The sequence below is a fragment of the Laspinema palackyanum D2c genome (assembly GCF_025370875.1).
Lineage (GTDB): Bacteria > Cyanobacteriota > Cyanobacteriia > Cyanobacteriales > Laspinemataceae > Laspinema > Laspinema palackyanum.
Window position 1 is genome coordinate 20,471 of sequence record NZ_JAMXFD010000014.1, and the last position, 18,563, is coordinate 39,033.

An 18,563-nucleotide genomic window follows, 5' to 3' on the forward strand; every position below is an offset into this window, starting at 1 on the left:
AATTGCGACTCAACAAAGGGGTAAGCGGATGTAAAATGTTGTTCCTTTTCCAGCTTGAGATTCAAAGGTAATATCGCCCCCATGTGCTTCCACAATCGAAAGAGCGATCGCCGTTCCCAGTCCCGTTCCCCCGCGCTTTCCGTAGGTGACAAAGGGATCAAATAATCGGCTTTGAATGGCTTCGGGAATGCCCGGTCCGCTGTCAGAAATTTTGATCAGGGCATCCTGGCCCAGCTTGGCGGCGATCAGGACAATTTGTCCCCCCTGCTCATCTAAGGCTTCTACCGCATTTCCGACTAAGTTCTGCCAGACGCGCATCAGTTTATTTTCATCACCATTCAAAATAATATTATCACATCGCAGAATAAAATTGATATTATGTTGATTCCAATAAATAAAGTTGAGTCGTTGAAATTTTTCGAGACTTTCCCCTAAATTAAATGTTTTTTGGTTTAAAGTGGCCTTGCCCCGAGTGAATTCTAAAATTTCCTCAGTCATGACTACCATTTGAGTAATTTGAGCCTGAATTAAATTGCACCATTCCTGAGTCTCTTCATCTTGATGCAAATCTTTTAACATGGAATTAGCTAGAGAAATCCCAGTGAAAGGACTTTTTAAATCATGAATAATAGTATTCGCCATCTCTCCCACAGCCATCATTTTATGTTTGTGAACCATTTGATTCACATATTGTTCAGTCGTCAGACGCAGATAATGGATAATATGGTGAAATAATTGCAATACCACCTTTCCCGGAGAGCGTTCCAAAATATCCATCAAGCGATCGCGCGGAATCTTAGCAATGGTTGCGGAAGTACAAGTCACAGCTCTAGCACTGCGCGGTTGTCCATCTAAAACACCAAACTCGCCAAAAAAGTCATTTTCCTCAGCCCAGGCGACATTCTGATATTGGCCTAATCCTCCTCGTTTGCTAAATTCAATTTTGCCGTCTAAAACGAGATATAAAGCATCAGGTTTTTCGTTTTCTTCAAAAATAACCGTACCTGGGGGAAATTTTTCTATAGTCGCACTGTGGCACAATTCGGGTCTTTGGTCAGGGAGAAAATATGAAATAAATCGATGCGATTCCAAATCCATGTTAAGTTACCTGCATCGGGAATAGACTAGGGGGGTTGACTCTATCCTACGAAAGTTTAGGGATGGGGTAAATGGCTCTAAAAAAAGTTTTTAGGATGGTGCAGCGCTTTTTCCTTTTTCCAGAGGAACCCCGGGGGGACAAGAGAGACGATCGCGAAAGGTATTATTGTCCTAAAGCTAACACAGCATTCTGTCCGCCAAAGCCAAAACTAAAACAGAGGGTGTGTTCTACCGGGGTGGGACGCGATCGCCGCACGAAATCCAGGTCAAATTCCGGGACAGTCAACCCCACACAAGAGGGTAAACAGCGATCGCGCATCGCCAGGAGACAAAAGGCCGCACCCAAAGCCCCAGAAGCGCCTAAACTATGACCTGTAGCTCCTTTGGTCGAACTTACGGGCACCGATTGGGGAAAGAGGGAGGCAATTAATTTGGCTTCCGTGCAGTCGTTGAGGTGGGTGCTAGTGCCATGAGCGTGAATATAGTCAATTTCTGAAGGGTGCAACTGCGATCGCCTCAGACACTGCTCGACAGCAGCGATCGCCGCTGTTGCATCCTCATCCGGCGCATTGGCATAGCGCGCATCATTGGTAATCCCAAAACCGAGAATTTTGCCATAAATTTTCTTAGCCCCACGGTGGTGAGCGAAATCCGCTGATTCTAGGACAAAAACGGCGGCGGCTTCACCCAAGACTAACCCTTCCCGATGACGGTCAAACGGATAACAGCCGGTTTTAGCATAAGCACTCATTTGAGTAAATCCGGTGAGGGCCAGGGGGGTGATCGGGGCTTCTGCGGCACCGACCACAACCTGCTGACATTGACCTGTGCGGATCAGTTCAAATCCTTGGGCCAGGGCCCAAAGCCCCGTAGCACAAGCGGCCATCGGTGCCATCACGGGTCCAGTGGCCCCAATCTGTCGCGCCGTAGCCATTGCCGGAGTATGGGGTAAAAGGTCCAACCAATTCACCCCCCAATTGCCGTCGCCAGGTCGGGGATTTTGACAAAATTGCCTTGCCAGTTGCTCCAACTGGCCTTGGTGAGCGCGACTGGAGCCAATCACTACCCCACAATCCGGCAGGGGTGGAACCAAACCGGCATCCTTGAGGGCGCTGGTTACCACGGGTTCGAGGAGTTGGTCTAGGCGAGCGGGATGGGGTCCAATTTGAGCCAGGGGACGGGGTGGCAGTTCGGGGAAAGGTTGGCCTAGGGCGATCGCCGACTCCGACCCCAGCAACCTCCCCCAAACCTGCTCCAAACTATCGCCCAAGGCACAAACCAGACCCATTCCGGTGACCACAATTTGCACCCCTTGATGGCCGGTTTTCACGTTTAGGAAGGACCGTTAGAACGAAGATTTTCCAGGCCCTCAACCACCTGAGCCGAGTCAATGCGATCGCCTTGTTGAATCCCGTCTACCACATCCATGCCTTCAATGACCTCACCAAAAACGGCATAATTACCATCTAAAAACTCTAGATCGCTCAAGGCAAAGTAAAACTGAGCCGATGCCGAATTCGGTGCTTGCGATCGGGCCATTGCTACCGCGCCGCGCTTATGTTTCAAGACCGGAGGTTGATTAATTCCGGCTGATTGCAAGGGTGAACCATAAACCGGACTCGGGGTGCCTTCGGGAGTAATTTCTAACGGAATAGAGCGTTCTTGACCTGTTGTCGGGTCAATAAAACCTCCGGTGCCGAACTTTTGAGGATCAGCTTGGGGGTTCTTACTTTGCGGGTCTCCCCCTTGAGCCACAAAGGGTTGCGGGTCACGCACCACCCGGTGGAATACTACCCCGTCATAGACCTGACGCTGAACCAAATCCACAAAATTCCCCGCCGTAATCGGCGCATTAGTGCCATCCACTTCAATGAGGACGTTTTGGCCCTTAATCACCATTTTCACCGTGGCTTTTCCCTCCAAACGGGGGAGATTGCTGAAGGCATCGGGGGCTTGTGCCGTTACCGGGGGTTCCGTTGGCAAGTTAGACGGTTGGGATGTCGCGTCCTGTTGAGCGCAACCTCCCATCAGCAAAGCACCTAGAATCATCACCGATACGATCCACTGCCGGATGTTAATTTCCATGTTCAGTTTCCAATACAATATGCTAACCTCGCGAGTGATATGAGATCATGATGCCCATCTTACCTAAGCTAATTTTGTGGCTCCGGGTATCGCAGGAATTGGGACCTAGTTTTAGGTTCACCCTTTCAAGTTTCTTTGAGGATTTCAGGCGATCGGTGAGGAGAAGCAGTCTATGAATTGCCTCTCTTCACCGATAGAAGTGATGCCTAAGTCCTGAGCTGTTTGTCCAAGGCCGAAGAGGACAATGCCGATTTTCACGGCTCAATTCCACTCTTTTCGTCAGAAATTGTGGACTCCACAGCAGAAAAAAATCTCAGGGTCTAAGAGAATTACCCCGGCTTACAACCCTTCGAGGGGAACCCCCAAAAACCGAGCTAATTCTGCACCTTCGTTTTCCAGTTCCGCCAAGGGGATGGGTTGACCGACGCGACTCAACGGCAGGGGATTCCGACCTTTGGTTCGCATATACATGGCTCGTTTAGGATTGAGTCCTTCTTTGACTTCGACCCGAATGGATTGGACATCTTCCAGGGGGTAGGAAATATCAATTTTACGATTTTTGCCCGGAAATCCCCACCGGAAGATGTGAACTTTGCCGGTTTCTTTATTAAATTCGTTGTAGCCAGCCCCCACATTCCAGAGAATGGTCAGCCACAGATAAAGGGAGAGCAGCAAAGCGGCTACTCCGTAGAAACCCATGACTAAGCCTTGGGGGAGAAAGATGAGCTGGGTTGGGTCTGCAAATGGCAAAAAATTGACTTTCAGATAACTGGAAAGGCTGGCTAAGAGAAAGCCGATCCCTCCTAAGTTAACGACAACGACTAGAAGGTAGTTGCTGAATCGGCGAGAGCCGATAATTTCTTTGCGAAGTACGCGATCGCTAGTAGAGATGCTTTTTGCAGTCATCGAAAAATAAGCTGGGTAAGGGAGAGAACAGAACCTTGAATTAGAGATAGCTGGTCAAGAATTTCCAGACCACTCTAATCGTAAGGGCAAGGCACCTAAGCAATAGGTCCTATCTTAGTATCCTTCTCTGAGGTGGACAATGGGCCAGAGTTTAGGGGAAATTCTAACTTTTTTGAAGCAGCCCCTGGGGGCCACCCGGTGACCGGCCTAGGGAATCTGGGGGGAAAGGGTAAGTTCTGACTGTTTCGATTTCGGATTGAGGCCATCTCTGCCTTAATCCCACCGGATTAATGATCTAGGGGTTATAGACAGACCATCGAGACGGGAGACATTCAGACGACCTGAGAACAACAGGAAACCGACCCTCAAATAAACGAATTCTCGTTCTCATCTGAACTGGGAACTCCAGTCTGCTGCCGTAGGGAGAGCAGGCCACATCCCTTGTGATTACAGGGGTTGAGCTGATGGAGGCGAGGCAATGCCCCAGGGCACAAAGACTGGCCGGATTCAGGAAAACGGGTAGCCTTGGGCTAAGGGTTTTGCAAATTTTCCCCCATGTAATATATAGTTATGTTAACTTACTTAGAAAGCTTGCGATTCTTGTAAAGCAAGACGACTTAAAACCAGCACCCAACTCCCGCAAATTTTATGACAATAGCAGTTGGACGCGCACAGACAGAACGGGGATGGTTTGACGTCCTCGACGACTGGCTCAAGCGCGATCGCTTCGTATTTATCGGTTGGTCTGGCCTATTACTCTTCCCCTGCGCCTATCTCGCAGTGGGAGGCTGGCTGACCGGCACCACCTTCGTCACCTCTTGGTACACCCACGGACTCGCTTCCTCCTATTTAGAAGGTTGCAACTTCCTCACCGTGGCTGTTTCAACTCCCCCGAACAGTCTGGGACATTCCCTCCTGTTCCTCTGGGGTCCTGAAGCCCAAGGGGACTTCACCCGGTGGTGTCAACTCGGCGGTCTCTGGACCTTCGTCGCCCTTCATGGGGCCTTTGGTCTGATTGGCTTCTGCCTGCGTCAGTTGGAAATTGCCCGCCTCTTAGGGATCCGTCCTTACAACGGACTCGCCTTTACCGGACCCATTGCGGTGTTCGTTAGCGTGTTCTTGATGTATCCCTTGGGTCAATCCGGCTGGTTCTTTGCTCCTAGCTTTGGCGTTGCTGCTATCTTCCGCTTCTTGTTGTTCTTCCAAGGGTTCCATAACTGGACCCTCAACCCCTTCCACATGATGGGAGTGGCCGGTATCCTGGGCGGTGCACTGCTATGCGCCATTCACGGAGCCACCGTGGAAAACACCTTGTTTGAAGATGGCGAAGGGTCTAACACCTTCCGCGCCTTTGAACCGACTCAGGCGGAAGAAACCTACTCGATGGTTACCGCTAACCGTTTTTGGTCTCAAATCTTTGGGGTGGCTTTCTCCAACAAGCGCTGGTTACACTTCTTTATGTTGTTCGTGCCAGTAACTGGCTTGTGGATGAGCGCGATCGGGGTCGTTGGCTTAGGGTTAAACCTGCGCGCTTATGACTTCGTGTCTCAAGAACTCCGCGCTGCGGAAGACCCGGAATTTGAAACCTTCTACACCAAGAATATTCTTCTGAATGAAGGGATTCGGGCTTGGATGGCTCCGGTTGACCAGCCTCATGAAAACTTCGAGTTCCCTGAAGAAGTTCTACCTCGCGGTAACGCTCTGTAGAAAATTTAATTGTAGATTTTTGATTTTGGATTGGATTTAATTCCCCTCTAAAACCTAAAATCTAAACAAGCGATATCATCTGTTGTCGATCGCAAAAAGAGGTTCTCATCCGTGCAAACATCTTTCAATAGTTCGATGGTCATGGGCGGACGTGACCAAGAAACCTCCGGGTTTGCCTGGTGGTCTGGAAACGCCCGTCTGATCAACTTATCCGGGAAACTGCTGGGCGCTCACGTTGCTCACGCTGGATTGATTGTCTTCTGGGCTGGAGCGATGACTTTATTTGAAGTCGGTCACTTCATTCCTGAAAAGCCGATGTATGAGCAAGGCTTAATCCTCCTGCCTCACCTGGGTACCCTGGGCTGGGGTGTAGGTCCGGGTGGAGAAGTCATCGATACTTTCCCCTACTTTGTTATTGGTGTTCTGCACCTGATTTCTTCTGCCGTTCTCGGTCTCGGTGGTATCTACCACGCCGTTCGCGGTCCAGAAACCTTAGAAGAATACTCTTCTTTCTTCGGCTATGACTGGCGCGACAAAAACAAGATGACCACCATCTTAGGCTTCCACCTCATCGTTCTGGGATTGGGTGCCTTATTGCTGGTGCTCAAAGCCATGTTCTTTGGTGGCGTGTATGACACCTGGGCACCCGGTGGCGGTGACGTTCGCGTAATCACGAACCCGACCCTGAACCCCGCTGTGATCTTCGGTTATCTAACCCGCTCTCCCTTCGGTGGCGAAGGCTGGTTGATCGGTGTCGATAACATGGAAGACATTATCGGTGGGCACATTTGGGTTGGCTTCACCTGCATTATTGGCGGTGTCTATCACATCCTCACCAAGCCTTTTGGTTGGGTGCGTCGCGCCTTCATCTGGTCTGGAGAAGCTTATCTGTCCTACAGCTTAGGCGCTCTGTCTCTGATGGGCTTTGTGGCTGCTTCCTTCGTTTGGTTTAACAACACGGCTTATCCCAGCGAATTTTACGGCCCCACCAACGCCGAATCTTCTCAGGCTCAAGCCTTCACCTTCTTGGTTCGTGACCAACGCTTAGGTGCCAGCATCGGTACCGCTCAAGGCCCCACGGGTCTAGGTAAATATCTGATGCGCTCTCCGACTGGGGAAATCATCTTCGGTGGTGAAACCATGCGCTTCTGGGATTTCCGTGGCCCCTGGTTGGAACCCCTCCGTGGACCGAATGGCTTGGATCTGCGTAAGCTGAAAAATGACATTCAACCCTGGCAAATCCGTCGGGCTGCTGAGTACATGACTCACGCTCCTAACGGTTCCATCAACTCTGTGGGTGGGATTATCACTGAAGCCAACGGCTTCAACTATGTGAACCCCCGCGCTTGGTTGGCTGGTTCTCACTTCATCTTGGCCTTCTTCTTCTTAGTGGGTCACCTCTGGCACGCTGGCCGCGCTCGCGCCGCTGCTGCTGGATTTGAACGCGGTATTGACCGTGAAGATGAGCCAGTGTTGGCTATGACTGAACTCGATTAATTTCTTCTGAATGGAAGGATGAATTTCGAGTAATCAGTTCATCATTAGAGGCTCCTGCTATATGCAGGAGCTTTTTTTGTTGGAGGTGATGATCACATCAAAACCCGCAGGCTGAAGCCTGGGGCTATACGGACGAAGCCCGTGGTTCGACGGGCTCACCAGAGCCCTGCGCGGGCTAATTCCAGAAAACTGACTTTTCATGGCCGAATTTAGTAGAGAAGTGGGATTTGCTATTACAATAAAATAAATGGGACTGTTGTAGATTGACCTATTCAAATTCAAAAATTTAACATTTAATCGGATATTATTTATGTCTAATCGTGATTTGTTTGATGACTTGGAATGGACGGAAGAAGCGAAAGTTAAGCTGAAGAATATCCCTTATTTCGTGCGATCGCAGGCAAGGCAACGCATCATCCAGTTGGCGCGAGAAGCGGAACTGGATGTGGTGACGCCGGAGATTGTGGAAAGGGCGCGGTTAGAATTTGGTCAGTGAGGGAGGGAGTTTGGGGTTTTCCATCCGGACTGAATTTCTAGGTTTGCCGGTTTGGGGTGAGGCATTAATCGTTTCCCAAATTGGGCATAAAGGGCTGGAATCACTAACAGAGTTAAGGCGGTAGAGGTAAATAACCCTCCCAAAACCACAATCGCTAAGGGTTGTAAAATCTCATTTCCTGCGCCGGTGGCGATCGCCAAGGGAAACATTCCTAATGCTGAAGTTAAAGCAGTCATCAAAATGGCATTCACTCGGTCTAGGGAACCGTTGATAATCACATCTTTGAGAGACATTCCCTCGGCAAATTTAGTATTGTAATTATCCACCAGCAACAAGCCATTACGGACTGCCACCCCAAATAGGGTAATAAATCCAATCAGCGAGGCAATGGAAATGACGCCGCCGGTTAAAGCAATGGAGAGAATACCCCCGACTAAGGCTAAGGGTAAATTCAGCATAATTGCAATAGTTGCCGGGAGAGATTTAACCGAGAAAAACATCAGCACAGCAATGGCAGTCGCCGCTAAAATACTAAACCCTAATAAACTATTACTCGCCCGTTGTTCTGATTCAAATTGTCCGCCATATTGGATAAAATAGCCCGGGGGTAAGGTCACTTTTTCCTGAATTTGAGCTTGAATATCGCCGACAACACTGCCTAAATCTCGATTCGCTACATTTGCCGAAACCACAATCAGCCGGGAGACATTTTCCCGATTGACAACATTAGCGCCCATGCCGTAACTTAAACGGGCAACGGTTCGCAGTGGGATAATCTCTCCAGTTGGGGTAGAAATGGGAATTGCACCCATTGCATCTAAGCTATTGCGCGCTTTGTCAGGGAGGGTGATAAAAATATCAATCAGTTGTTGATTTTCGGGCACTTGAGACACAACTCGACCATTGAGGGCGGTTTCGACAACTTCTGACAATTGTTCCATCCTTAATCCATAAGTTGCTGCCGCTTGGCGGTTGTATTCAATTTGGACTTGACGAATGGGGAGTTGAGGTTCTAGTTGTAAATCAACTACTCCAGAAATGGGCGCGATCGCATCTCGAACTTGTTCACCAATGCGGCGGAGTTCCTTTAAATCGGGTCCAAAAATTTTGACGGCGACTGCACTTCTGACTCCCGAGAGCACTTCATCCATGCGATGAGAAATAAATCCGCCAATATTCGGCGCAACACCGGGCAATTTGAGGAAACTTTCCCGCAGCAATTGAACGCTAGTTTCTCGGTCTTTTAACCCTAAATCACTCAATTCTACATCCACATGAGCCATACTCACTCCAGCGCCATCGGCATCTCCGGGAGTCCTTCCGGCGCGGACTTGTACCCAGTCATAGAGGGGATTGTTTTGCAGGGATTTGGAGAGGGCGATACCGGCGCGATGGGTCATATCCAGGGAGACTCCTGGATATAAAACCATTGAGTTAACCATTGATTTTTCTCGAAATTCGGGGAGAAAAACTTGTCCCAAGGTGGGAACAATTGCCAGGGTTGCTACTAAACTCGCGAGGGCGATCGCCAGAATAATTTGAGGTGATCGCAAGGATAAATTTAGCAATGGGCGATACAGTCTTTCTGCTAACCGGGAAACAAAAGTACCTTCCTGGGGAAGGGTTTGATTGGCTAAGAGAATGGCACAAAGGGCGGGGGAAAGGGTCATGGCGACGAGGGTTGAGGCGGCGATCGAGAGTAAATAAGCCAACCCCATTGGTACAAAAATCCGTCCTTCTACCCCGGTTAAACTAAAAATCGGCGCAAAGACAACAATGATAATAACTGTGGAGAAAACCACGGACAGCCGGACTTCAACGGAGGTATCATAAACCACTTGAAAGGGATGTTTCGGATTACCTTGTGCTTGATTCGTGCGGAGTCCACGATAGCAGTTTTCCATATCAACAATGGAATCATCTACGACGGAACCAATGGCAACGACTAATCCTCCCAACGTCATGGTATTAATGCCCAAGCCCAAGGCTTTCATGAACAATAAGCCAATTACTAATGAGAGAGGAATGGCACTTAAGGTAATCACAGCGGTCCGCCAATTCATCAAAAATAGCAGCATAATCACCGAGACAATGATAATGCCTTGAATCAGAGAACCGCTAACATTACTAATAGCGGAATCAATGAAATTCGATTGGCGAAAAGTGCGGGCAATTTGGATATCTGCCGGAAAGGTTTCCTGTAGCAACTGCATCCGGGATTCCACCGCTTTGGTAACCGTGGGAGTATCCACATTAGGCTGTTTATTAATCATCATCACCACAGCGGATTCTCCGTTAAAACTGGCATCGCCCCGTTTGAGGGCTGATCCGGTTTTCACCTCTGCCACATCTTTCAGTAAAATTGGGGAGCCTTCTTGGACTTTGACTACCGATTGCTGTAAGTCTTCGATGGATTTAATCTGACCCATTCCCCGGACCAATAATTCCTGACCCCCACCAATCAAAAAGCCTCCCGGTGCATTGGAATTAGCGCCTCTAGCCGCTTGGGCGACTTCTGTTAAAGAGACATTCAGCGATCGCAATTTAGCCGGATCAACCAGCACTTGTTCTTGTCGTTCCTCACCGCCATACACCGTAATTTGGGTCACCCCTGGCACGGATAAAATTTGCTGGGTGAGGGTACTATCGACAAAATGCCGGAGGTCCATTAACGAGGTTTCCCCTTCTTCGGTGACGGTAAAGGCATATTGCAAAATCGTGGCTAAGGGGGAAGCTAAGGGGGAAATTTCTGGGGGATGAATTCCTGCGGGAAGTTGATTGGTAATCTGTTGAAGTCGTTCGGTAACCGCTTGTCTGGCGCGATAAATATCTGCATTGGGGTCAAATACGACTTGAACCATTGAAAGTCCAACCTTGGAAGACGATCGCACGGTTGTCACTCCCGGCAACCCATTAACCGCGCTTTCAATAGGAACAGTAATTTGAGATTCCACTTCCTCCGGTGCCAATCCTGCCGCTTGAGTTTGAATATCAACTTGCGGGGGTGCAAATTCAGGAAAGACATCCAGAGGCATCTGGGTGATGGTGAAGATACCCCAAATGGTGACAAAAAGGGCACAAATGAGGATAATCCATCGTTGAGTAATGGAGTTTTTGAGGATGAGATTGAGAAGGGAGTTTAACATTTGCCTGCTTAACTATCTCCCTTGTCATTGGAAAGAACGCTGCTTTTTTTGCGGGTACTAATTAAGGCGATCGGGGTTACCACGAGAATTACTGCGATCGCAATACCGACTAACCAACCTATCGGAAATCCGCTTTCAGTTGCGGGGGTTGCTAGGGGTTGTTGCGCCGTTTCCAGGGGTTGAGGGGCCGGATCCTCAATCAAGGGGGTACTCTGGGTGACTACGGGTTCTGGAGTGGCAGTCGCCTCGGGAGTGGCGGCAGTCTCTGGGGTTTGGGTTTTGCGAGATTCCGCATAGAGAGACAAACTCCCTTCGGTGACAAGATTTTCCCCCACGGATAATCCCTCTATGACTTCTATCAGTTCCCCTTGAGTTGCGCCGGTGGTAACGGGAACAGGTTCATAGAAGTTTTGATATTGGACAAAAACGAGTGGCTGATCCTCTGCATTCACTAAGGCGGTGATGGGAACCAGGATGGAGGCGCTACCATCGGCAGCCGGGGCGATCGGGGTGACGACGATGCCTAACATGGGGTCAGTTTCCGGGTTCACTTCTACCCGTTCAATCCCGCCCGTGGCTTGGAATTCATCCCCATGTCCCACATGGGATAAAGCCAGTTTGGGAAGGGATAAAACAACCGTTGTGATCAGGACAGTCCGAATTAAAGATTGATGTGAGTAACCCATGATTCACTCGCCGTAAGGGATAAAAAATCCTCCCTAGTCTGGCAAAGGGTAGATGAAATTGAGATGAAATCGAGTGGCAACAACCGGCGGGGGTTCAAACCCCCGCCTAACAGCTAAAGTCGGTTGAAACCGACTGAAAACACCACGGGATAAGACTGGCAGTCGTCTTTAGACGACTTTAGCTATGAGGCGGGGGTTTGAACCCCCGCCGGTTGTTGCAACTTCGCTAAAATCAAACCTGTGGTTAATTTCCTAAACACCGATGAGAATTTTGCTGGTGGAAGATGAGACGGATTTAGGACAGGCGATTAAGCAGGTGTTAGTGAATGAAAAGTATGTTGTAGATTGGGTTCAGGATGGGGTACAGGCTTGGGATTGTCTGGAAAGTCAGTGGACGGATTATACAGTGGCGATCGTGGATTGGTTGGTGCCGAAGTTATCTGGGTTAAAGTTATGTCAGCGATTGAGATTGCATCAAAATCCATTACCTGTGTTGATGTTGACGGCGTTGGGACAGCCGGAAAATCGGGTGGCGGGACTGGATGCTGGGGCGGATGATTATTTGGTGAAACCGTTTGTGATGGAAGAATTACTGGCGCGTTTGCGTGCATTACAGCGGCGATCGCCTCAACTCCAACCCCAAACCCTGACAGTGGGTGGATTTACCTTAGATTATGGCAATAATGTCCTCAGTTTCGGGATGACTCAACCGCCTCAATTGATTCCGTTAACGGTGAAAGAATTTCAACTGTTTGCCTATTTGATGCAAAATTGCGATCGCATTATTTCTGGGAGTAAGATTCGGTATCAACTCTGGGATTTGGATGAGGAACCGATTAGTAATGTGGTAGCGGCACAAATGCGATTATTGCGCCGAAAGTTAGCTAATTATAACTGTCCTTGTCCCATTGAAACCATTCCGGGTCAAGGATATCGATTTAATACCTCTCGATGAGTTTCTCCGGGAATGAATAGCCATCAATTATTTCGCCGCAGTCGATTCCGTCTTGCCTTTTGGTATGCCGGAGTGATGGCGGTGATTTTAAGTTTGTCCGGTTTGAGTTTGTATCGATCGCTGATTCAGTCCAATTGGGATGCAATGGAACGGGAAATGGAGTCGATCGCCGGGACATTGCATGATAGTTTGGAACCGATGTTACCACCTTCTGGGGAAGCAACAACAATTTTAAAGCGGATTTTGCCGGAACTCTGTGTGGCGGGGGAATCTTGTACTATCAGTCCGACGTTAATTGAACGCCATACCATCGGAATTAGCGATCGCAATACTTATTATATTCGGCTGTTTAATCACCAAGGCAAACTCCTAGCTTTTTCTCCCAATCCTCCCCAGGGCATTTCTCGAACATTCCACCCTGAACCCTGGCAAACGTTTCAGAGTCCCCAGGGAATTCGCTATCACCAATTTACAATTATTTTACACAATCATGATCCGAGTGAGTCTTCCTCCCTGCATCATTCTCATCACTCTTGGGGATATTTACAAATTGGTCGAACTTTAGAAGCATTTGATGGGGAAGTGCAGGGGATGCAATGGATTTTAGGGATAGGGTTTTCCATTGCATTAGGGTTAGTGATGATTTCCAGTTGGTGGCTATCAGGATTAGCCATGCAGCCGATTTATCAATCGTATCAGCAACAGCAACAGTTTACGGCAAATGCTGCCCACGAATTGCGATCGCCTCTGGCGAGTCTGTTAGCAACAGTTGAGGCAATTTTACGATTACCCCCCTCAAATCAGCCGGAAATTCCCCTGATGCTGCAAACCGTGGAGAGGCAGGGACGGCGGTTGAGTCATTTAATTTCTGATTTACTTTTATTAACCAGTTTGGAGCAAAATTCATCCCCAATCCCTTTTAAACCTTGCTGTTTAAATGATTTAATCAGTGATTTAACTGAAGAATTTTTAGAGTTAGCCATCATCGCAGAATTGCATCTAGTGAGTCATATTCCCGAGGCAGAAATTTATGTTTTAGGACATGAATCCCAGCTTTATCGGTTGGTGTCGAATTTAATTGCCAATGCGATTCAATATACCCCCAGTGGCGGGGATGTTGTGATTGAGTTAACGCGACGCGATCGCCTTGCAGTGATTACCGTAAAAGATACCGGAATTGGCATTGCACCCCAGGAACAAACCCGAATTTTTGAACGCTTCTACCGTGTAGATAGCGATCGCAGCCGTAAAACTGGGGGGACGGGATTGGGTTTAGCTATTGTACAGGCGATCGGGCAAAAACATCAAGCTAATCTTTCCGTAGAAAGCCAGTTAGGATCCGGTAGCATTTTTACAGTAGAATTTACAAACGTTTGTAGTAACCCCTTCAGGGGTTAAATCAAGATGACTCCTGAAGGAGTCACTACGAACGTTTGTAGTAACCCCTTCAGGGGTTAGGGCTGTATAAAAGCGACAATTCTATTCATCCGTCGCGACTTAATGCTGATAAAATTGCCTGCTGACTGACGGTTTGATAAATGCTGGTTAATGACTGCATCACCGCTTGTCCTGTTGCTGCCGGTTTAATGGGAATCGGTCCTAAAACATCTAACACCGTTTCACTACTGGGCGCAGGGGCAATTACCACTAATCCGGATTCTAACTGGTCGTCATACTGCCAAAATTTCTCTACTTTTAGAGGAGATTTATGCAGTTTTGATTTAGACTCTTTTACTTTAGAGTCCGCTGGTTCTGCATTCGTATCCGTCCCCCGGATCTGCCGTAAAGTAGCGAGAATTTGGGCTTGAGTTCTTCCCCGTAATTGAAACAATACAAACGGGTCATCACTAAAGCGATCGCCTAACAAGTAATACACCGCTGCAATATGTTTGCAGGGATTGGCTTTATCCGGACAACTACAGCGAGAATTGACTTGTTCTAGGGTAAATGGAAACAATCTCACCCCATTGGCAGCAAACACTTCTTCGATGTTTTGTGGCATTTCCCCCGAAAGCAGTTTTGCGGAAAAAATTGCCCTTTCTGCCATTGTTTGAATGACATAAGTCCAATCTTCATCAGTTAACGGATCTAACCAGAGAGAAACTTTGTACGGTTCCGGGTCGGTTCCTTGGACTTTGGCTAATACTTTTTGTTCTTCAAAGTCAATACTTAAAACATTTCCCTCTCTAGCATAAACCCTTGCCCGTTCTAACCGCTTTTTAAAACGATAGGAATTCAGCAAGTCTAGCCATTGTTGCGTCCACCATTCTTTATCCTGGGTCATTGGTCCTGGGTCATTTGTCATTTGTCATTTGTCCTTGTTATAAGTCATCTTCATCAATGACGGCATTGCGATCGAGGATGAGTAAGTTCCGTAAATTATCGCTATCTAAGTCGGCTAACCATTGTTCACCTGCGCCTACGACTTGTTCGGCTAACTCTTTCTTACTTTCAATTAAATCGTGAATTTTTTCCTCTAATGTGCCGGTACTGATGAATTTATGCACTTGCACATTTTGGGTTTGTCCAATTCTAAACACGCGGTCCGTGGCTTGATTTTCTACGGCAGGATTCCACCAGCGGTCATAATGGAATACATGATTGGCGCGGGTTAAATTCAAACCCACCCCACCGGCTTTGATGGATAGTATCATAATCGGTGGTCCTTGGGGGTCTTGTTGGAAGCGATCGACCATTTCCTCCCGTTGATTTTTGCGGGTTCCGCCATATAAAAAGAGAACTTCTCGGCCTAATTTTTGGGAGAGATAGGGTTGCAGGAGTTTCCCCCATTCCGCAAATTGGGTGAAGATTAACCCCCGATCGCCTTCTGCCAGCATCTCTTCTAACATTTCCTCTAAGCGCACCAATTTACCCGATCGCAACGGTTGCTTGAGAGTCTTTTCTTTTAAAAACTGCGCCGGATGATTGCAAATTTGCTTTAATTTAACCAGCAATGCCAAAATCAAACCATGCCGTTGAATCCCTTCGGCTGCATCAATGTCCGCCAAGGTACTATCCACGGTTTCTTGATACAATTTTGCCTGTTCCGCAGATAGTCCACAAAAGACCGGATTCTCCTGTTTTTCGGGCAAATCTTGAATGATGGTTTTATCACTTTTGAGGCGACGCAGGACAAAAGGACGAACCAGCGATCGCAATGCCTCCAAAGAATCTGTATCCCCATATTTCTCAATGGGTGTAGCAAATCGTCGTTGGAAAAATTGTCGGGCCCCCAAATAACCCGGATTCAAAAAGTCCATAATTGACCACAGTTCTTGCAGTCGGTTTTCTACCGGAGTTCCGGTTAAAGCAATCCGAAACGGTTGGGTTTCTTCATCAATCAAATCTCGGACCGCTTTCGACTGTTTCGCCTGGGGATTCTTAATATTTTGCGCTTCATCTAAAATGATGCCATCCCAGGGAATACTCCGCAATTCTTTTTCATCCCGATAAACCAAGGGATAACTGGTAATGGCTAAATTTTTCCCTTCCAGGGCTTTGGCAAAGGCTTTCCCTTTAGCCCGTTTGTCGCCATGATGAACCATCACTTTGAGTTTGGGTCCAAATTTTTTAACCTCTCGTTCCCAGTTGCCTAAAACTGAGGTGGGACAAACTAATAAAACGGGATTATTTAATTCTTTCTGGTCCTGCAAATACAGCAAGAATGCAATGGTTTCAATGGATTTACCCAATCCCATATCATCGGCTAAACAAGCGCCTAATCCCCATTTTTGCAAGAAAGCCAGCCAACTGACCCCGCGTAATTGATAGGGTCGCAGTTCGCCTTTGAAGTTGGCAGAAACTTCTAAATCTTCTAAAGTTCGCTTGTTGGTGATGGTATTGAGTAATTCTTCCAAATGTCCCCCGGCTTCAAATTTAACCACCGGCAGTTTTTCCATGACCTGGGTATCTCCCGTTGCCAATCTTAAGGCATCTTCTAAGGTCAAAGACATCTGATTTTTACGGGATTTAAAGAAGTCCGTGGCAGCGCGAATATCCTGGTCCCGCAGTTCCACCCATTCTCCATTAATTTCAACTAAAGGAGAATTGAGGGCGATTAAACGGTCAAATTCTTTCTTGGAAATCGTTTGGCCGCCAATGGTTAATTCCCACTTGAAATTCAGGAGATTTTGTAATCCTAATCCCCCTTGGGGACGAGTTGGACTATCGGCGCGAACGGATAATCCTAAGCGAGTCGCCCATCCGTCCCGAGGAGACAAACTGTCGGGTAAAATGACCCCTAATCCACTATCTTCAAAGCGCCAAGTGACGGATTTAATAAAGTGATAGGCTTGTAGTGGCGCGATCGCACAGGATTGAGGACATTGAGTATCTAAACTGGTTTCCAAGGGAGGAAATAGGCGAGAAGCTAATCCTAATCCCCGCAATAACGTTTCCTGGGGTTGTTCAATGGTGCGACCTTGATATACAAACTGTTCCACTGGATTATTCCAGATAGTTTTTGCATCAACTAAACAGTAAGCATCATCCACAGATTGCAAGAAATATTGCAACGTCCAACGATTATCGCCGTATTCTGGCGGGACGAGTTCAAAAGCGGCGCGAAAGGGTTGCTGTCCGGCGAGATGGGGGGCCACTGGGGCAGTCCAGGAGGCGATCGCCGATTCGATTTTGGCGATCGCATCCGGTTCCCCGGAAATCATCCCCGCCTCAGAAACTAACCCTTGCAGCCATTCTTTCACCGGCGAGACCAAATTTGGTATCGAATCCTCCCCACTCGCCTTGCGGATACGAATATCTAGGGCCTGAGAGAGAAATCCTTGTAACAACTCCTGCGGTTCTAAAGGGAATTGGACCGCCAATGCTTCAGGGTCCCCGAGTTGGTAGGTCCGGCAGGCGACTGGCATCTGTTTGGTGAAGCGGTTGAGGCGTTTGCGATCGGTGTCGCTATCCAAGAGGGGTTGCCAATGGGCGATCGCCCCCCCGGTGAGAGGGCGTTGGATTTGGGGAAGAAACTTACATCGCGCCTGGAGGTCCAAACTCCACCGGGCAATGTGGGACCAAAAACGCAAGTCAGACCCAATAAAATTGTCCGCAGGGTCGAGGGTTCCCAAGGGGAGGGCGGATAAAAAGGCGATCGCATCTGCGGGGTTGAGGCAGAGTCCCTCAACTTGCCACGGATATAATGCCACCTCTTCTTCTGAGGGTTGACTCCCAGAATGGAGGGGAATGGGACCCTGAGTGGAACTGAGATCCGTTGGTAGGGCGATCGCCACCTTCTGCCAAGGTGCAATTTCTAGTTTTTTGTCGGTCTTCTTTTGTTTTTTGCTTTTTGCCGGAGTCGGGTTCGCCCAGTCGGGTAATTCCCAGGACAACCGATTTTGTGCAGTTAATCTGTTAATAAATTCGATTAATTCTAGGGAATTCATGGCTAAAGGATGGGCGAGTGCCTTTTCCAAATTTGCCATTTCATCGGGTATCAAGCGCCGCCAAGTTTCTCCCCAAATTAGTAAATATTCACCGACTGATTTGCCTTCCGTTGAATCCCCTGATTGAATCCAACTGCCATGTAAAATTGCCATGCGCGTGAAAAATCCTCTGATTGATTAGTTATTGTAAAATGGGTTGGTTTAAAACGTTTGCGTTAAATTTTAGGTTGAAAAAGAGGGAATTGATAATAGTTGGACCCGGACGATTACATAGAACAAGTTGTACTTTTCCGCCTAAATTTCAATGCCCTGGAAGGAGACTGGACTCAATTTAACATTTTTCGCGCAACCCAAACATCGGATTTAGGTCGATCGCCCCTCGGGTCAGGAATCGGTCAGGGATGGGGGTCAACCAGGGTGAATCCGGAGAACCGCTTCAGGTGGGAACGGCAGGAGGCGATCGGCCTTGGGACTGGGGGCGATCGCCTTGTCAAGAGGACCAAGAGGACCCCACCCTAACCCTCCCCTTGCCAAGGGGAGGGGACTGGAGGTGCAGTTAGGCGTGAAAAATTTAGTCGGATTCGGTGAAGATTTTAG

At 48.2% G+C, this 18,563-nt stretch carries 14 protein-coding genes; 6 read left to right on the forward strand and 8 right to left on the reverse strand.

What is annotated here, in order from left to right; genetic code table 11:
* Positions 1-9: 9 nt before the first annotated feature.
* The 4 genes from NG795_RS16640 to NG795_RS16655 all read right to left on the reverse strand — a co-directional run bounded on the left by NG795_RS16640 (position 10) and on the right by NG795_RS16655 (position 4,089).
* Entirely contained in the window at positions 10-1,098 is a 1,089-nt protein-coding gene (locus NG795_RS16640; protein ID WP_367289771.1) for an ATP-binding protein, read from the reverse strand.
* A 163-nt stretch (positions 1,099-1,261) separates the two neighbouring features.
* Positions 1,262-2,428 (reverse strand): beta-ketoacyl-ACP synthase, encoded by a 1,167-nt coding sequence (locus NG795_RS16645; RefSeq protein WP_367289772.1) that lies wholly within the window; start codon positions 2,426-2,428, stop codon positions 1,262-1,264.
* A gap of 2 nt (positions 2,429-2,430) precedes the next feature.
* Positions 2,431-3,183 (reverse strand): peptidylprolyl isomerase, encoded by a 753-nt coding sequence (locus tag NG795_RS16650; RefSeq protein WP_367289773.1) that lies wholly within the window; start codon positions 3,181-3,183, stop codon positions 2,431-2,433.
* 339 nt (positions 3,184-3,522) lie between these two features.
* The gene (locus NG795_RS16655; RefSeq protein ID WP_367289774.1) at positions 3,523-4,089 is read right to left on the reverse strand and encodes a photosystem I assembly protein Ycf4; all 567 of its coding nucleotides are present in this window, start codon (positions 4,087-4,089) and stop codon (positions 3,523-3,525) included.
* 648 nt (positions 4,090-4,737) lie between these two features.
* On the opposite strand from NG795_RS16655, the gene psbD reads away from it, so the two are divergent.
* The 3 genes from psbD (at position 4,738) to NG795_RS16670 (ending at position 7,789) form a co-directional block, all read left to right on the forward strand.
* Entirely contained in the window at positions 4,738-5,796 is a 1,059-nt protein-coding gene (gene psbD, locus NG795_RS16660) for a photosystem II D2 protein (photosystem q(a) protein) (protein WP_254566405.1), read from the forward strand.
* A 135-nt stretch (positions 5,797-5,931) separates the two neighbouring features.
* Positions 5,932-7,293, forward strand: coding sequence for a photosystem II reaction center protein CP43 (gene psbC / locus NG795_RS16665; RefSeq protein ID WP_367289867.1), 1,362 nt, complete (start codon positions 5,932-5,934; stop codon positions 7,291-7,293).
* A gap of 310 nt (positions 7,294-7,603) precedes the next feature.
* Positions 7,604-7,789, forward strand: coding sequence for a PCP reductase family protein (locus NG795_RS16670; RefSeq protein ID WP_367289775.1), 186 nt, complete (start codon positions 7,604-7,606; stop codon positions 7,787-7,789).
* Here the strand turns inward: NG795_RS16670 and NG795_RS16675 are convergent.
* Positions 7,783-10,935, reverse strand: coding sequence for an efflux RND transporter permease subunit (locus tag NG795_RS16675; protein ID WP_367289776.1), 3,153 nt, complete (start codon positions 10,933-10,935; stop codon positions 7,783-7,785). The genes NG795_RS16670 and NG795_RS16675 overlap by 7 nt on opposite strands.
* Before the next feature lie 8 nt (positions 10,936-10,943).
* Complete coding sequence (locus NG795_RS16680) at positions 10,944-11,621, reverse strand: permuted SH3 domain-containing protein (protein WP_367289777.1); 678 nt, start codon at positions 11,619-11,621, stop codon at positions 10,944-10,946.
* A 262-nt stretch (positions 11,622-11,883) separates the two neighbouring features.
* Here NG795_RS16680 and rppA point away from each other — a divergent pair, with 262 nt between their 5' ends.
* On the forward strand, positions 11,884-12,576 hold the full coding sequence (gene rppA, locus NG795_RS16685) for a two-component system response regulator RppA (RefSeq protein WP_367289778.1): 693 nt from the start codon (positions 11,884-11,886) through the stop codon (positions 12,574-12,576).
* A 12-nt stretch (positions 12,577-12,588) separates the two neighbouring features.
* Positions 12,589-13,974 carry a two-component system sensor histidine kinase RppB gene (gene rppB / locus NG795_RS16690; RefSeq protein WP_367289779.1) on the forward strand — a complete coding sequence of 462 codons (1,386 nt, stop codon included), beginning with the start codon at positions 12,589-12,591 and terminating at the stop codon, positions 13,972-13,974.
* A gap of 85 nt (positions 13,975-14,059) precedes the next feature.
* On the opposite strand, the gene NG795_RS16695 is transcribed toward rppB, so the two are convergent.
* Positions 14,060-14,881, reverse strand: a complete 822-nt coding sequence (locus NG795_RS16695; protein ID WP_367289780.1) for an SWIM zinc finger family protein — start codon at positions 14,879-14,881, stop codon at positions 14,060-14,062.
* Between the two features lie 16 nt (positions 14,882-14,897).
* Positions 14,898-18,119: a sll1366 family intein-prone helicase gene (locus NG795_RS16700; protein WP_367289781.1), complete on the reverse strand. Its 3,222-nt coding sequence runs from the start codon at positions 18,117-18,119 to the stop codon at positions 14,898-14,900.
* 248 nt (positions 18,120-18,367) lie between these two features.
* On the opposite strand from NG795_RS16700, the gene NG795_RS16705 reads away from it, so the two are divergent.
* Positions 18,368-18,526, forward strand: coding sequence for a hypothetical protein (locus tag NG795_RS16705; protein ID WP_367289782.1), 159 nt, complete (start codon positions 18,368-18,370; stop codon positions 18,524-18,526).
* The last annotated feature ends 37 nt before the right edge of the window (positions 18,527-18,563 follow it).

Excerpts from the sequence above, each read along its gene's own strand:
- NG795_RS16655 (WP_367289774.1), bottom strand. The coding sequence starts at position 4,089 with ATGACTGCAAAAAGCATCTCTACTAGCGATCGCGTACTTCGCAAAGAA.
- NG795_RS16680 (WP_367289777.1), bottom strand. The coding sequence starts at position 11,621 with ATGGGTTACTCACATCAATCTTTAATTCGGACTGTCCTGATCACAACG.
- psbC (WP_367289867.1), top strand. The coding sequence starts at position 5,932 with ATGGTCATGGGCGGACGTGACCAAGAAACCTCCGGGTTTGCCTGGTGG.
- NG795_RS16700 (WP_367289781.1), bottom strand. The coding sequence starts at position 18,119 with ATGGCAATTTTACATGGCAGTTGGATTCAATCAGGGGATTCAACGGAA.
- NG795_RS16670 (WP_367289775.1), top strand. The coding sequence starts at position 7,604 with ATGTCTAATCGTGATTTGTTTGATGACTTGGAATGGACGGAAGAAGCG.
- NG795_RS16675 (WP_367289776.1), bottom strand. The coding sequence starts at position 10,935 with ATGTTAAACTCCCTTCTCAATCTCATCCTCAAAAACTCCATTACTCAA.
- rppB (WP_367289779.1), top strand. The coding sequence starts at position 12,589 with ATGAATAGCCATCAATTATTTCGCCGCAGTCGATTCCGTCTTGCCTTT.
- psbD (WP_254566405.1), top strand. The coding sequence starts at position 4,738 with ATGACAATAGCAGTTGGACGCGCACAGACAGAACGGGGATGGTTTGAC.
- NG795_RS16640 (WP_367289771.1), bottom strand. The coding sequence starts at position 1,098 with ATGGATTTGGAATCGCATCGATTTATTTCATATTTTCTCCCTGACCAA.
- rppA (WP_367289778.1), top strand. The coding sequence starts at position 11,884 with ATGAGAATTTTGCTGGTGGAAGATGAGACGGATTTAGGACAGGCGATT.
- NG795_RS16650 (WP_367289773.1), bottom strand. The coding sequence starts at position 3,183 with ATGGAAATTAACATCCGGCAGTGGATCGTATCGGTGATGATTCTAGGT.
- NG795_RS16705 (WP_367289782.1), top strand. The coding sequence starts at position 18,368 with ATGGGGGTCAACCAGGGTGAATCCGGAGAACCGCTTCAGGTGGGAACG.
- NG795_RS16695 (WP_367289780.1), bottom strand. The coding sequence starts at position 14,881 with ATGACAAATGACCCAGGACCAATGACCCAGGATAAAGAATGGTGGACG.